At 67.1% G+C, this 15066-nt stretch carries 14 protein-coding genes and 1 pseudogene; 6 read left to right on the top strand and 9 right to left on the bottom strand.

Features of this window, described 5'->3' with window-relative positions:
* Positions 1–37: 37 nt before the first annotated feature.
* Complete coding sequence (locus ON45_RS08175; protein ID WP_051062724.1) at positions 38–370, bottom strand: PRC-barrel domain-containing protein; 333 nt, start codon at positions 368–370, stop codon at positions 38–40.
* A gap of 172 nt (positions 371–542) precedes the next feature.
* Here ON45_RS08175 and cysS point away from each other — a divergent pair, with 172 nt between their 5' ends.
* Both cysS and ON45_RS08185 read left to right on the top strand, forming a co-directional pair.
* On the top strand, positions 543–1901 hold the full coding sequence (gene cysS, locus ON45_RS08180; RefSeq protein WP_040493162.1) for a cysteine--tRNA ligase: 1359 nt from the start codon (positions 543–545) through the stop codon (positions 1899–1901).
* Between the two features lie 114 nt (positions 1902–2015).
* Positions 2016–3233 (top strand): acyl-CoA dehydrogenase family protein, encoded by a 1218-nt coding sequence (locus tag ON45_RS08185; protein ID WP_040493163.1) that lies wholly within the window; start codon positions 2016–2018, stop codon positions 3231–3233.
* A gap of 6 nt (positions 3234–3239) precedes the next feature.
* On the opposite strand, the gene ON45_RS21265 is transcribed toward ON45_RS08185, so the two are convergent.
* Complete coding sequence (locus ON45_RS21265) at positions 3240–4724, bottom strand: alpha/beta hydrolase (RefSeq protein ID WP_051062725.1); 1485 nt, start codon at positions 4722–4724, stop codon at positions 3240–3242.
* Positions 4725–5095: 371 nt separating this feature from the next.
* On the opposite strand from ON45_RS21265, the gene ON45_RS08200 reads away from it, so the two are divergent.
* Positions 5096–5650, top strand: a complete 555-nt coding sequence (locus tag ON45_RS08200) for an MBL fold metallo-hydrolase (RefSeq protein WP_158412285.1) — start codon at positions 5096–5098, stop codon at positions 5648–5650.
* A gap of 22 nt (positions 5651–5672) precedes the next feature.
* Here the strand turns inward: ON45_RS08200 and ON45_RS08205 are convergent.
* From ON45_RS08205 to ON45_RS08215, 3 genes and pseudogenes are all read right to left on the bottom strand, one after another.
* Positions 5673–6670 (bottom strand): annotated as a pseudogene (locus ON45_RS08205) (aldo/keto reductase).
* Positions 6671–6817: 147 nt separating this feature from the next.
* Complete coding sequence (locus ON45_RS08210) at positions 6818–8098, bottom strand: RNA polymerase sigma factor (protein ID WP_040493166.1); 1281 nt, start codon at positions 8096–8098, stop codon at positions 6818–6820.
* Positions 8091–8453 (bottom strand): YciI family protein, encoded by a 363-nt coding sequence (locus ON45_RS08215; protein ID WP_040493167.1) that lies wholly within the window; start codon positions 8451–8453, stop codon positions 8091–8093. The genes ON45_RS08210 and ON45_RS08215 overlap by 8 nt, the downstream gene beginning before the upstream one ends.
* A 213-nt stretch (positions 8454–8666) precedes the next feature.
* Between ON45_RS08215 and ON45_RS08220 the strand changes: the two genes are divergently transcribed.
* On the top strand, positions 8667–9575 hold the full coding sequence (locus ON45_RS08220) for a lysophospholipid acyltransferase family protein (protein ID WP_158412287.1): 909 nt from the start codon (positions 8667–8669) through the stop codon (positions 9573–9575).
* Between the two features lie 46 nt (positions 9576–9621).
* Positions 9622–9837 carry a dodecin family protein gene (locus ON45_RS08225; RefSeq protein WP_040493173.1) on the top strand — a complete coding sequence of 72 codons (216 nt, stop codon included), beginning with the start codon at positions 9622–9624 and terminating at the stop codon, positions 9835–9837.
* Between the two features lie 11 nt (positions 9838–9848).
* On the opposite strand, the gene ON45_RS08230 is transcribed toward ON45_RS08225, so the two are convergent.
* The gene (locus tag ON45_RS08230) at positions 9849–10313 is read right to left on the bottom strand and encodes an Lrp/AsnC family transcriptional regulator (protein ID WP_085946520.1); all 465 of its coding nucleotides are present in this window, start codon (positions 10311–10313) and stop codon (positions 9849–9851) included.
* A 96-nt stretch (positions 10314–10409) separates the two neighbouring features.
* Between ON45_RS08230 and ON45_RS08235 the strand changes: the two genes are divergently transcribed.
* Positions 10410–11249, top strand: coding sequence for a phenylalanine 4-monooxygenase (locus tag ON45_RS08235; RefSeq protein ID WP_051062728.1), 840 nt, complete (start codon positions 10410–10412; stop codon positions 11247–11249).
* Here ON45_RS08235 and ON45_RS08240 read toward each other — a convergent pair.
* The 3 genes from ON45_RS08240 to hppD are packed head-to-tail and all read right to left on the bottom strand — an operon-like array spanning position 11233 to position 14839.
* Positions 11233–12399: a homogentisate 1,2-dioxygenase gene (locus tag ON45_RS08240; RefSeq protein WP_040493168.1), complete on the bottom strand. Its 1167-nt coding sequence runs from the start codon at positions 12397–12399 to the stop codon at positions 11233–11235. The two genes, ON45_RS08235 and ON45_RS08240, sit on opposite strands and share 17 nt — an antisense overlap.
* Positions 12399–13721, bottom strand: a complete 1323-nt coding sequence (gene fahA, locus ON45_RS08245) for a fumarylacetoacetase (protein WP_051062729.1) — start codon at positions 13719–13721, stop codon at positions 12399–12401. The genes ON45_RS08240 and fahA overlap by 1 nt, the downstream gene beginning before the upstream one ends.
* Positions 13718–14839 carry a 4-hydroxyphenylpyruvate dioxygenase gene (gene hppD / locus ON45_RS08250; protein ID WP_051062730.1) on the bottom strand — a complete coding sequence of 374 codons (1122 nt, stop codon included), beginning with the start codon at positions 14837–14839 and terminating at the stop codon, positions 13718–13720. Before hppD ends, fahA begins: the two co-directional genes overlap by 4 nt.
* Positions 14840–15066: the final 227 nt, after the last annotated feature.

Here is a 15066-nt window from a genome sequence, read left to right on the forward strand (position 1 = left end):
GACGGGTGGTCTCACATCTCACCGGAGAGGGGGTCGGTCAGTGCGCCGACGTCTCGTAGTGGCGTTCGAGTTCCTGGATGGTCTCGCCGTCCAAGACGTGGCTGCCGGAGGCCTTGGGGGCCTTCTTCAGCCACTGCTTGTCGAACGGAACGACGACGCGGCCGTCCTCGGTCGTGTACGAACCCTCGATGGGTGCGTAGTGCTGCGCCCGGATCAAGCCGGGGTTCACCACCATCCACGTCGGTTCGTTCGACGCGTCGTCGTAGATGACGTCGGACACTTCACCGAGCGAGTGTCCTTCCGGATCGACGACCTGATGCCCGGTGAAGGTCTCGGACTTCCGGTCGGTGTGCGGGGTCTGGTCTGACATGACTCTGTCCTTTCGATCGGGTTACTTCCGTAACGTGAATGTAACATCAGGGTGCCCGTTTGTGAAGAGGTGAAACCTACGAATCGCGGCGAGGTCGTCACTGAGGGTCGCAGGCGTCGTCGGGGGGAATCGGCCCGGGCGACGTGAAGGCGCAGGTCGTAGGATCGACGCCGTGCTGCACCTGTATGACACCGCGACCCGCTCCGTGCGTGAACTGGCTCTGCGTGAGCCGGGCAAGGTCAGCATCTACCTGTGTGGCCCGACGGTCTACGGACCCGCCCACCTCGGCCACGGTCGAGCGACGCTGAGCTATGACATCCTGCGCCGCTACCTCGAGTGGATCGGGCTCGAAGTTCGCCTGGCGTCGAACATCACCGACATCGACGATCACATCATCAACCGCGCCCAACGCGAAGACCGCCCCTGGCAGGACATCACCACCAAGTGCGAGGCGATGTGGTTCCAGGCGATGGACGGCATCGGGGTCCAGCGGCCGACCGACATTCCGCATGCGACCGAGTACGTCGAGGAGATGGTCGAGATGATCGGCCAACTGGTCGACCAGGACTCCGCGTACCTCACCGACGACGGGGTGTACATGGACGTCGAGTCGGTCGATGACTACGGCCTGCTGGCGTTCCAGACGCTGGACGACATGCGCGCCGGAGGCGGCGATCGCGAGGTGTTCGGCGCAGAGCAGAAGCGACATCCGGCCGACTTCGTGTTGTGGAAGTTCTCGAAGCCCGATGAACCGGCGTGGCCGTCACCATGGGGCGACGGCCGACCGGGCTGGCACAGCGAGTGCGTCGTGATGAGTCTCGACCTGCTGGGGGAGGGTTTCGACCTCCACTGCGGTGGTCAGGACCTGCGATTCCCGCACCACGAGAACGAGCGTGCTCAAGCCGTCGCGCTCGGCAAGACGTTCGCGAACCACTGGATGCACAACGGATTCGTGGTCGACGCCGAGGGCGAGAAGATGTCCAAGTCGATCGGCAACGTGTCGAACCTGCTCGACCTGATCGAGCACTACGACCCGCGGGCCTACCGCATCGTGCTGCTCCAATCGCATTATCGCAGTCCGGTCCGACTGGGTCAGGCGGCAATCGACCAGGCCGTTGCCTCGCTTGCCGGCCTGGACGCGTTCGCGGCCCGCGCGGCGAACGTGCCCGCCGCCGAGTCCGATCCCGGCGTGCGCGAGCAGTTCCGGGCGGCGATGGAGAACGATCTCGACACACCGAAGGCGATGTCGATCGTGTTCGACACCGTGCGTGCGGCGAACACGGCGATCGACGCCGGCAGCGATGAGGCCGGACCACTCGTCGCGGCCGTGCTCGAGATCTGCGGCGCGGTCGGTCTCGACTTGTCGACGGGCGCCGACGACGTCCCCGACGACGTGTCCGCGCAGGCGGCGGCACTCGACCGGGCGCGGGCCGACAAGGACTACGCGGCGGCCGACGCGATCCGCGCCGCGCTCCAGGCCGACGGCTGGACCGTCGAGACCACCGCCGACGGCACCACCGTCCGCCGCTGAATCGCCGTCGTCGTCGACTTGCCTGCTCGGCCCGAGCCGATCACCTTCATGACGGTTCGCGCTCGAAGTTACCGACGGGTAGACGGCGGGGTTACCAGCGGGTAACTTGGTGGTATGAGCGATTTCTCGATGGCCCTCAATGAAGATCAGCTGACCCTCCAGAAGTGGGTTCACGGCTTCGCCGAAGACGTGATGCGACCCAACGCCGAGGAGTGGGACGAGCGCGAAGAGTTCCCGTATCCGATCGTCGAAGAGGCGCGGTCGATCGGCCTCTACGGCTGGGAGTTCATGGCCGAGACGATGTTCAACGACCCGACCGGCCTCTCGATGCCGATTGCGATCGAGGAGATGTTCTGGGGCGACGCCGGTCTCGGCATGGCGATCATGGGTACCGGCCTCGCTGCCGCGGGAATCGCCTCGTCGGCGACCTCCGAGCAGCTCATGGAATGGGTGCCGCAGTGCTACTCGAACGAGAAGGGTGAACTCGCCCTGGGAGCGTTCTGCGCCTCCGAGCCCGACGCCGGATCCGACGTCAACGGCTATCGCACCTCGGCGAAGTACGACGAGAAGACCGACGAGTGGGTGCTGAACGGCACCAAGGCGTGGATCACCAACGGTGGCATCGCCGACATCCACGTCGTGGTCGCCGTCGTCGACCAGGAGCTCGGCTCGAAGGGTCACGCCTCGTTCGTCGTTCCGCCCGGGACGAAGGGTCTGAGCCAGGGCCAGAAGTACAAGAAGCACGGCATCCGTGCCAGCCACACCGCCGAGGTCGTCCTCGAGGACGTGCGCGTTCCGGGTCGTTGCCTGCTCGGTGGCAAGGAGAAGCTCGACGAGCGCCTCGCCCGGGTCCGTCGTGGTGAGAAGGGCAACGCGCAGGCCGCGATGCAGACCTTCGAGGCCACCCGGCCCGCCGTCGGCGCCCAGGCGCTCGGTGTCGCCCGCGCCGCGTTCGAGTACTCGCTCGAGTACGCCAAGGAGCGTGAGGCGTTCGGTCGCCCGATCATCAAGAACCAGGCGATCGCGTTCATGCTCGCCGACATGGCGACCGAGATCGAAGCCTCCCGTGGCCTCATCTACCGTGCCGCCTGGCTCGGCAAGAACGGTCAGTTCCAGAACGCCGAAGGCTCGATGGCCAAGCTCAAGGCTGCTCGCACCGCGACCTGGGTGACCGAGCGCGCGATCCAGATCCTCGGTGGCTACGGCTACACGCGTGAGTACCCGGTCGAGCGCTGGCACCGTGACGCGAAGATCCACGACATCTTCGAAGGCACCGAGCAGATCCAGCAGCTGGTCATCAGCCGGGCGATTTCCGGCCTGCGCATCGAGTGATCTGAGTCAGGTCGGGTCGGCGGGCGAGGTGCCGTCGAGCAGATCGATCAGGATCGGATAGACGAGGTCTGGGTCGCCCGCCGGCTGGGCGACGTCGATCATGTCGTGCGGGAGGCCCACCTTGGGCATCCGGTACAGGCTGACCGGGCCCCCACCCGCCGCCCACGCGTTTGCGAACCGCGAGACGTGATCAGGGTCGACCTGATCGTCGTCGGGATTCAGCACGACGATCACCTCACCGGCAGCCGGTGAACTTCGATATGCCTCGCGGGCCACCGACGCCGCAAGCCCGAACGTGGCGTCCAACCCCTTCGTGGTCTCACCGTCGTAGCCGTGGTCGAGAGCGGTTCCCGCGCTCGGGAGCGAGACGTTCGGGAGCTTGTCGAACACGTTCCGGAACACCCGCGTCAACGACGCCGGGACGCCAGGGATCGTCATCGCCGGAGCGACCGCGACGACGCGATCGACGTCATCGCGCTCCTGAGCGGTCCACGCGGCGATCACGCCACCCATCGAGAGACCGAGGACGCGCACCTCCTCGCCGAGTCCCTGCGCGATGTCGACCGAGTCGTCCGCGTAGTCGCGGAGCTTCTCGGCGGTGAGATCGCTCACGTTGCCGACCCCGCCGATCTCGGTGCCGGCGGCGTTCGCGATTCCGTGGTCGGGTGCACGCATGATCAGAACGTTCGCTCCGGCGTCGAACAGCATCGTTCCGAACTCGACGAACTGGCGCGGACAGTTCGTCAGCCCGTGGAACAGCACGACCGCGACCTCGGTGCGCTCGCCATGTGTGAGTAGTTGCGATTCACACGGTTCGAACACGTCGAGTTCGGCTTCGTCGCCGGTGACCTCGCCGAACCTCGCGACCGCCTCGGCGTGAGTGCTCGTGGGTGACGACTGAGATCGCAGCCGCGGCGTCGGCGCCGGCCAGATGATGACGATGACGACGACGAGCGCGGCGACGATTCCGAGTCCGCTCACCACGGTGCGCCAGGTCGGCCGGGCGTCGTCTGCGTTCGGATGCGGTGTGTCGTCCGGTGGGGTCCAGCGATGGCGCCAGCGAGCGGCGAACAGAGCTGCACCCGTGAGCAGCGTCCCGACCAGACACGACCCGGCGCCCAGCGACGGCGAGAGCTCGTTCGGCGGCGCCGCTGTCGAGACGACCAGACCCGCGCCGATCAACGTTGCGGCCGCCGTGGTGGCCTGCCAGATCGTCGGTGAGCGACGCGCGGCGACGCCGACGCCCACCATCACGAGACCGACGACGAGCGCGATCAGCGCCCGCCCGCGCAGCGGATCGGACGCGATCGCTCCGGCCGTGAACCACGGGAACATGCCGCTGACCACGAGGAACGTCCCGCCGAGGATCGAGCACACGCGGGGCACTCCGCGCACGTGTTCAGTGGTGACGGAGTGCTCGGCGGTGGGCGCAGCGCGATCGTCGTCGGTGCCGTCGTCCGCGGGAGCGGATGTCGCCGGCTCGTAGCTCACTGCCGTGCCTCCGTTGATGGTGAACTCGCCCGCAAGCTAACCGTTCGGAGGTTCCGTCGAGTGGATCTCCCGGCCGACCGAGCGTCGGGCGCGGTTCCGATCGCAGCGCGACGAACCTTGGGCCGAGAGGACGCCTACTCTTCGGGTGTGGTCGTACAACCACTCCGGTCGAGGCGTCTGTCTCGACGTGCGGTCCTGACCGAGTTCGGCGCCGCAGGACTCGGGATCGCGCTCCTGGGCGCGTGCGCCGGTTCCGACGGTGACGTGTCGGGCGAGCAAGCACCGCCGGCTCCGGACCGAGCTCGACGTCGGGCTCCGCGTCGCCGTCGTCGGAGTCAGGTCTGCAGCTGCAGCACGTGCCGCTCGGTGGAGTGTCAGCCTACGTCCTCCTCCGGGGCCGCGAAGCTGCCGTGGTCGACACCGGGACCTCGGACAGCAACGCGGCGATCGCCGACGGACTCGGAATGCTCGGTACGTCGTGGGCCGACGTCCGCCACATCGTCTTGACCCATCGCCATCGCGACCACGTCGGCGGTCTCTCCGATCTGCTCGCGGAGGTGTCCGGCGCGACGGTGTACGCGGGCGAAGCCGATCTGGATCGGGTCCAGTCGTCCGCCGAGCTGACCGCTGTCGGTGACGGTGATGAAGTGCTCGGGATGGGCGTCATCAACACGCCGGGCCACACGAGTGGCTCGATCTCGCTGTTCGACGTCGAGACCGGAATCCTGGTTGCCGGCGACGCCCTCAACGGTGACGATGGTCAGCTGACCGGTGCCGATCCGCGGTACTCGTCCGACCTCGAGGTGGCGCAGGAGTCGGTCGCGAAACTCGCCGCACTGGAGCCGACGATCGCGGCGTTCGGGCACGGCGGACCGCCGATCGACACCGACGTGTCCGCGCAGTTGGCGGCGCTGGCCGCGAGCTGACGTCTCGCGGGAGCGACGTCGATCAGCGGGCGGCGTCGACCGCGCGGTAGCCCCGCGTGAGCTCGTCGAGCTGGGCCTTGAGCTCGGCGTCGATCGGTGTCTCGGCGGCAGCGACCGTGTCGGCGAGCTGCGCGGGCGAGCTCGCGCCCACGATCGGGACGGTCACGTCCGGGTTCGCGAGGACCCACCCGACGGCCATCTGCGCGAGGGAGATCCCGGCGGCGTCGGCGAGCGGTCGCATCGCGTCGACCGCGGCGAACTTGTCGTCCGCCCAGTAGCGCTCCTGGTAGCGCTGAGCGGCGGAGCCGAGCGTGAAGCGCGTCCCTTCGGTCGGACCGCTCTCGGGCCGATGTTTGCCGGTGCGCAACCCGCCGGCGAGCGGGTTGTAGACCATCACGGCGATGTCGTCGTGTCGGCACAGCTGCAGTAACTCCCGCTCGATGTCGCGGTGCAGCAGGCTGTAGCGCGGCTGCACCGATTCGTACCGCGAGATCCCGAGCATCTCGCTACGCCCGACCGCTTTCGCGAGCTGCCACGCCGCGAAGTTCGAGCACCCGATGTAGCGGACCTTGCCCGCGCGGACCATGTCGTCGAGTGCGCGCAGCGTCTCGTCGATCGCGGTGTCGCTGTCGAAGAAGTGGATCTGGTACAGGTCGAGGTAGTCGGTCTGGAGACGCCGGAGCGACGCGTCGAGCGCACCGACGATGTGTTTGCGACTCGCCCCGCGGTTCCACGGGTTGGGTCCCATCGGCGCCCAGAACTTGCTCGCCAGGATGACGTCCTCGCGCCGCGAGCGCGCCGTCATCCAACGGCCGATGATCTCCTCCGTCAGCCCGGCGAGTTCACCGTCGTGGCCGTTGGGATACATGTCGGCCGTGTCGACGAACGTGATCCCGGCGTCGAAGGCCGTGTCGAGATGTCGAACGAGGCCGCCTCCTCGCACTGGGTTCCGAACGTCATCGTGCCGAGACACAGCTGTGACACCCGCATTCCGGTTCGACCGAACTTCACGTACTCCATCCGGCCACCGTACGCATCGAGGCCTCCGGCCACGGAGGTGAGCGACGAGGACGGTCTCGCCGTGCGCACGCGATGGGCCGACACGTCGTACTGCACCAAATCCTGGCGGGTCGTGACAGCAGCCGTCACGATCCGCCGGAATTTCGGTCAAGGTGTCGCGCGGATGGGTGGTGACAGGTCGGCGAGGCGGCGCGACAGGAAGTCTCGTTCCATGTCGTTGCGGACGGTCTCGAGCGCTCGTTCGTACGCGGACCGCGCCCCGGCGTGGTCGCCGACGTCTGCCAGCAGCTGAGCGCGAGCAGCGTGGAAATGCGAGTAGCCGTCCAGGCTGGTCGCGAGCGCGGGGTCGTCGAGCAGCGCGAGTCCGCTGACCGCGCCGTCGGCCATCGCCACGGCGACGGCGTGATTGAGTTCGACCACCGGAGACGGCGCCAGGTCGAGAAGACGTCGATAGAGCAACACGATCTGCGTCCAATCCGTATCGGCCGAACTGGTCGCCTCGGCGTGCAGCGCATTGATCGCGGCCTGAACCTGGATCGGACCGGGCCGATCCAGGCGCAACGCTCGATCGAGTGACTCGACCCCCCGCTCGATCATCGCTCGATCCCACTGCGTCCGGTCCTGGTCGTCGAGCAGCACCAGTCCCGTCTCGTCGACGCGGGCATCGCGTCGCGAGTGGATCAGCAGGAACAACGCGAGGAGTCCGAGTGACTCGGGGTCGTCCGGAGTCAGGTCTGCCAGGAGTCCCGCCAGCCGGATTGCCTCGTCGCAGAGTTCGTTCCGCATCTGCGCGGGTCCGCTCGACGCGTCGTAGCCCTCGTTGAAGATCAGGTACAGCACCGTCCGCACGAGATCGGTTCGCGCGAGCAGTTCGGCGTCGGGCGGGATCTTGAACGGGATCGCCGCGGCTTCGATCTTCTTCTTCGCGCGGACCAGCCGTTGGGCCACGGTGGGTTCGGGAACCAGGAACGCGGTGGCGATCTGGGCCGTGCTGAGACCACCGACCGAGCGCAGGGTCAACGCAACCTGCGCCTCGCGGGACAGCGCCGGATGGCAACACGCGAAGATCAGCCGCAGCTGATCGTCACGCATGAGCGAGGTGTCGTGCCCAGCCTCGAGGTCGTCGTCCATGTCGCGGATCGCGGTGTCGAGACGTGCTGCGAGCTGCGTCTTCTCGCGCCCGACGACGTTGCGCCGCATCCGATCGATCAGGCGCCGGCGAGCGACGACGATGAGCCAGGCACGCGGATCGCGTGGAAACCCGGATCGAGGCCAGTCGATCAGCGCCTGTTCGGTCGCATCCTGGGCAGCGTCCTCGGCCGCGCCCAGATCGCCGAATCGTGCAACGAGGGTCGCCACCACTGGCGCCCACTCGTCGCGGACGATGTCGGCGATCTGCGCGGAGTCCGGTGCGACGTCGTCAGTCAAAGTCCTCGAAGTTCGGAACGGGCCGAACCTCGACCGTGCCGAGCGTTGCGTGGGGGATCTTCGACGCGATGGCGATCGCCTCGTCGAGATCGTCGGCGTCGATGACGTAGAAGCCGCCGAGCTGCTCCTTCGTCTCCGCGAACGGTCCGTCGGTGGTCATCGTGTCGCCGTCACGGACGCGGACGCAGGTGGCGGTCGAGACGGGCTCGAGCGGCTCGCCGGCCTGGATCTTCGAGTCGAACTCCTCGCCGAATGCCACGTAGCCGGCCATCATCGAGTTGAAGGCGTCGGATCCCGGCTCGGGGGTGGCGACGGGGTCCGACTCGTCGCCGTAGAGCAGACATGCGTACTTCATGGTGGTTCCTCCTGGTGGTGGTTGGTGACACTAGGTCGAACGGCGGAACCCGAAATCGACACGATCCGCGAGAAAATCCACGCCCACCGAAAACCCGCCGGAACTGCCTGCGCTCACGAACGCGGACATGGACCCGGTCGCACGGGCGATCTGCGAGACTGGGTGATCGAAACGCATCCGGGGGCACGGTTGCAGGCGCTTCGTGCGCGTGCCGTGGGGACCGACGATGAGCCGCGCGTCGGCACGCTGTCCCGACCGGCCCGGGTCATCGCTCGCCCGATCCTGCGAACGCTCTATCGGGCTCGCGTCGAGGGGTTCGACAACATCCCGACAGACGGTCCGGCGATCATCAGCCCGAACCATCGCTCGTTCTTCGATTCTCCATTGGTGATGGCGATGACACCGCGCCCGGTCGTGTTCCTCGGCAAGGCCGAATACATGGACAGCCGCGCCACCAAGTACCTCTTCCCGGCGATCGGAATGGTGCCGATCAAGCGCGATGTGAAACGCGCGTCGATGGCCGCGCTCCACACGGCCGCCTCACTGCTCGAGGACGGCCGACTCGTCGGCATCTACCCGGAGGGAACGCGTTCGCGCGACGGCTACCTCCACCGCGGTCACTCCGGAGTCGCCCACCTCGCCGTGATGACCGACGCGCCGATCGTGCCCGTCGGCATCATCGGGACCGAGCACGTCCAGCCGATCGGATCGGCGGTTCCGAAGCCCTTCCAGCAGCCCGTCACGATCCGTTTCGGCGAGCCGATCCATCCGGGGAACTACCGGTATGGAGGGAGCCGGAAGCGGCGCCAGCAGATGCTCGACGACGTGATGGCATCGATCGCCGCGATGACCGATCAGGAGCGTGCGCCCGATTTCGCGTCCGACGAGCCTCCGCTCATCCGCGGTGGCAGCGAGAGCGTCTACCGGGTCACCCGCCACATCGGACGCGGGTCGAGTTGGCGTGATGCCGCTGAGCGCGCCGTCGTCGACGGCTGTACGCACTACGACGACGCCCGGGTCGGCGAGATCAGCGGCTTCCGGTGCCGGGTGACGTCCGCCGGGGAGATCGAGTTCGAGACGGCACTCGCGCTCTCGACCAAGTTTCGACCGGCAGACGACTGAGCCGATGGACGAACCGACGAACCGAATCAATCAGGAGGAGAACGAGATGACGGAAGCAAGTGTCTACCGAGTGGTCGAACTGATCGGCTCGAGCAGTGACTCGTGGGAGGACGCGGCGCGCAACGCTGTCCGCGAGGCCGCGCGCTCGTACCAGGATCTGCGCGTCGCCGAAGTCGTGGAGATGGACGTGCTGATCGAGGACGGCGACATCATCGCGTTCCGCACGAAGCTCAATCTGAGCTACAAGCGTTCGCTCGACTGAACCGCTCCCGGTCAGTGCTCGTGGTCCCAGAGCGGCCGGTCGCGCTGGTCGATCTCGTCGAGCAGGACGATGGTCTCGGCGGACCGGACCCCGTCGAGGTGCTGGAGGTCGTGGAGCGCCACGTCGCGGAGGTGTTCGAGCGAGTCGCCACGCACGAGGAGCACGAAGTCGAAACGTCCGGTGGCCACGCCCAGCCACTCGACTCCGGGGAGCGCACGGAGGCGGTCTCGTAGATCGCGCCAGAGACCCTGACGGACATTCACCAGGACGAGGGCGGACACAGCCATGCCGACTGCCGCGGGATCGATGTGCGCCGAGAAACCGGTGATCGCCCCGCTGTCGGTGAGCCGGTCGAGGCGGCTGTACGCCGTGGCCCGACCGATCGACAGCCGTTCCGCGAGCATCGGAGCCGACATCCGACCGTTCGCACGCAACAGATCGATCATCTGGCGGTCGACGTCGTCGAGAGTCGTCATCGTACGAACGTACATCGAATCGGACATCGGAGAACGGTTCGTCTGCTCTCGGGAGATTCTGGCGCACGCCTGGGAGAAAAGTGACATGGTGGAGACATGTCCGGATCCACAGCCGCGACCGCCATCGAGCCGCCCGAGAGCTACTGGGAGCGACGCCGCCACATCGCCGCGCAGGCTGCCGGCTTGGATCGTCCGGCCACCGAGATCGAGTACACGGACACCGAGCACGAGGTGTGGGCAACGGTCTGTTCGACGCTCACCCCACTGTGGGATCGGTACGCCGCGACCGACGTGTTGGTCGGGCGGGACCGCCTCGACCTGCCGAAGGATCGAGTCCCGCAACTGCGCGACGTCGACGCCGCTCTAAGTCCGCTGACCGGGTTCGGCTACCGCGCCGTCGCCGGGCTGGTCCCGAGCGAGGAGTTCTTCGGTGGACTTGCCCGTGGTCTGTTCTCGTCGACGCAGTACGTGCGCTGGGAGGGGGCGCCGCTCTACACCCCCGAGCCCGACGTCATCCACGAGGTGATGGGTCACGCCAACTGTCTGGCGTCGCCCGAGATCGCCGAGCTGCACCGCCTCGCCGGCGAGGCGATCGGGCGGGTGCAGGGTGAGGCGGAGCGACAGTTCCTCTACGACGTCTTCTGGTTCTCCGCCGAGTTCGGCGTCGTGGGACTGGCGAACGGACACGCTCCCGCGGTGAAGGCCTATGGAGCGGGTCTGCTGAGCTCACCGGGTGAACTCGAGTGGTTCGGTGACAACGCCGAGATTCGACCGCTCGACCTCGACGCGATGGGAACCATCGGATACGACATCGACGTGTATCAGCCGACGCTCTTCGCCGGGGAGTCCCTCGCGCACGTGCTCGACGTGGTCGGTGGGTTCTTCGCCGAGGCGTCCGACGCGTCGCTGGCTTCCCGCCTCAGCGTGCCCAGGTGAACGGGTAGTCCGGATCGGATGCCTCCCGCGCCGCGTCGGTGATGCGCAGCGGAGCGAAGGTGTCGAGCATCACCGCAGTCTCCTCGGTGCGCGTCTTGTCGAGGCTCCCTTCGATGCTGCCGGGTTGTGGTCCGTGGATGAACCCGGCGGGGTGGTACGAGATCGACCCGACGTCGATGCCCGAACCGGCGCGGCTCATGAAGTTGCCGGCCGCGTAGAACAGCACCTCGTCGGAATCGGTGTTCGCGTGGTGGTACGGAACCTTCACCGCGTCAGGGTGGAAGTCGAACAAACGCGGGACGAACGAGCAGATGACGGCGCCGGGCAGTTCGAACGTCTGGTGCACCGGCGGAGGCTGGTGGATGCTGCCGACGATCGGTTCGAAGTCGGCGATGTTCAGCGCATGGGGATAGACGCAGCCGTCCCAACCCACGACGTCGAACGGATGGTGGCGATGGATGTGGCGTGACCACCCGCCCCGATTGCGCACCAACACGGGGACGTCCTCGGTGTCGTTCTCGATCAGTTCGGTCGGACCGCGCAGGTCTCGTTCGCAGTACGGAGCGTGTTCGAGCAGCTGTCCGTACCGGGACAGGTACTTCGCCGGCGGAGCGATGTGTCCGCGGCTGGCGATGATCAACGCACGAATCGGACCGTCGGTGACCACCCAGCGATGTGTCGTCGCCGCGGGGACCACGACGTAGTCGCCCGAGCCGACGTCGAGTCGACCGAAAACCGATTCCAGCGTTCCGCGACCTTCGTGGATGAACACCAACTCGTCGCCGACGGCGTTGCGGTAGAGGCCACTGTCGTTGGTGGCCACGGCCCACGCGACCTCGACGTCGTCGTTGGTCAAGAGCGTTCGGCGGCCGTCGACCAGATCGGGGAGTGCACTGCTCGTCACGGATCCGGTCCGGATGTGACGCGGGGTCAGCGGACGATCAGCAGTGGCGATCGATGAACCCGACGGATCGTCCAACGCCTCGATGTCGGCCAGAGCCGATGGCGAGTTGCGGTGATAGAGCAGCGACGAGTTCGCCGAGAACCCCTCCTGGCCCATCAGCTCCTCCGCGTACCGATGTCCGGATTCATCGTGGTGGTGGGTGTGTCGCTTCGGTGGGACGTTGCCCATGCGTCGGTAGTGAGCCATCAGTGGTCCTCCTCGTTGGCGTGGGAGACGGGCCTGCCCGCGATCGTTCCGGTCACCGACCCGAGGCCGATGCGCGTGGCCGTGTCCGCTCCGGCCCAGCCGCGCAACGTGACGCAGTCGCCGTCCTCGAGGAACGAGCGCGTCGTCCCGTCGGGAAGTTCGAGCGGTCGTTCTCCACGAGCGGTCAGTTCGATCAGACTGCCTTCCGAGCCGCGGTCGGGTCCGGACACGGTGCCGGAAGCGAACAGATCGCCGGCTCGGAGGTGCGCGCCGTTGGATGTCATGTGGGCGATCTGTTGAGCGGGAGTCCAGTACATGTCGGCGAACCCGGCCGCACTGATCACGACCGGGTCGATCCCACCGTCGCACATCGCCGCGGACTGCAGGAGCACTTCGAGGTGGAGATCGAAGCCGGTCGGCCCGGAGGTGCACAGGTGGTCGCTGACCGCCGGGTCCTGCGTCGGCGGGTCCACGCGGAACGGTTCGAGCGCGTCGAGCGTCACGACCCACGGAGACATCGACGTGGCGAAGCTCTTGCCGAGGAACGGCCCGAGCGGTTGGTACTCGTACGACTGGATGTCGCGCGCCGACCAGTCGTTGACCAGACACACCCCGAACAGATGCTCCTCGGCGACCGCGGTCGCGACGCGTCTCGTCGCCTCCGACGGCGCGCCGACCACGAATCCGACCTCCAACTCGATGTCGAGTTGCTCCGAAGGACCGTCCACCGGAAGATGTTCATCGGTGCCGGTCGCCGACGAACACGTGCGGAGACCGTGCGGGCGCGAGATCGTGGTGTGGTCGGCGACGATGGTGCCGGAACGGCCGTGGTATCCGACCGGGAGGTGACGCCAGTTGGGGAGGAGCGGGTCACCGTCGGGACGGAACAGCCGACCGAGGTTCGTCGCGTGGTGCAGCGATGAGTAGAAGTCGACGTAGTCGCCGACCGCGACCGGGAGCAGCATCGTGAGGTCGGTGACCGGCACGAGACATGGTTGGAGGTCGTCGGCGATGGAGTCGTCGGTGAGGAGCTCGGTCACGCGCGAGCGGACCTCGCGGTGAGCTCCTCGACCGAGCGCCGCGAACTGGTTCAACGTCTGCGCATCGTCGAGCAGGCCATCGGCAGCAACCGTGCCGACGAAGAACCGGCTGGCCGCAGCGATGTCGAGCGCCTGGTCGCCGATCGCGACGAACGCACCCACCGATTCGTCTCGGCGGCGTCCGACTCCGAACGGCAGGTTGTGCAGCGGGAACGGCGACCCGCTCGGGACGTCGACGCAGCAGGCCCTCGAAGCGTCCGCTTCCGAGCCGGCCGGGATCACAGGTTCCCCCGCCTCTCCTGTTCCTTCTCGATCGACTCGAACAACGCCTTGAAGTTTCCCTCGCCGAAGCCGGTCGCGCCACCCCGCTGAATGATCTCGATGAAGACCGTCGGCCGGTCGGTGATCGGCTCGGTGAAGAGCTGCAACAAGTAGCCCTCGTCCTCCTCGTGGTCGACGAGAATGCCGAGCCGCTCGAGCGCGTCCCACGGGATGTCGAGGAATCCGAGCCGGTCCCGAACGTCGCGGTAGTACGCGTCGTTCGCTTCGAGGAACCGCACGCCGCGGGACCGCAGGCCACTGATCGCCTGCACGATGTCCGTGGTCCCGAGCGCGATGTGCTGGACGCCCGGTCCCCGATACGTGTCGAGGTATTCCTGGATCTGGCTCCGCTTCAACCCTTCCGCCGGCTCGTTCAGCGGCATCGTCACGCCGGCGTCGTTGGTGACGACGGTCGACCGGAGGGCGCTGTACTCGGTGGCGATCTGGTTCTCGTCGAAGTGGCGCAGCTGGCGGAAGCCCATGACGTCCTCGTAGAACGCGACCCACTCGTCGAGTTTCCCCGTCTCGACGTTGCCCACCACGTGATCGATGTGGGCCAGACCGACCGCTTCGCCCTGCGGTTCCGGTGGCAGTCCGGTGGTCACGAACCCTGGGCAGTAGTAGCCGTCGTAGTCACTGCGATCGACGAAGGTGTGTTTGGTCTCGCCGTAGGTTCCGATCGCGGCGAGGCGCAACGTGCCGTGCCCGTCGGTCAGTTCGTACGGTTCGCGCGCCGACGTGGCGCCCCGCGCGATCGCGGCCTCGTACGTTGCCTCGGCGTCGTCCACCACGAATGCGAGATCCTGGGCGCCGTCGCCGTGCTCACGCACATGGCTCCAGATCGGCGACGACGGCGTGAGCCCGGCGGTCACGACGAAGCGGATGTCGCCCTGCTCGAGGAGGTACGACGCAACGTCGTCGCGGCCGGTTTCCGGACCTGCGTACGCGGTGACGCGGAAGCCGAACGCAGCGGTCAGGAAGCCGGCGGTGGCGCGGGCGTTGCCGACGTAGAACTCGAGCGAATCCCATCCGCGCAGACGCGACGCCGGGGCGGTCGTGGTCGTGTCGAGTGTGGTCATGGTGTTCCTCCGAGTGCTGATCGACGTTGTTGGCATCGTCGCGCTCGACAGAGGAATGCACAAGCGCCCAGCTGATGATTGCGCGGAATGCCTAGTCTGTCGGCGTGGAGAGATGCAGAAGTGGCCGATATGACCATCGATGACCTCGATGCGCGACTGATCGGACTGCTGCGTTCCGCACCGAACCTGCCGGTCGTGGAGATGGCACGTCGTCTCGACGTGGCGCG

Source organism: Ilumatobacter nonamiensis YM16-303 (assembly GCF_000350145.1).
Classification (GTDB): Bacteria; Actinomycetota; Acidimicrobiia; order Acidimicrobiales; family Ilumatobacteraceae; genus Ilumatobacter_A; species Ilumatobacter_A nonamiensis.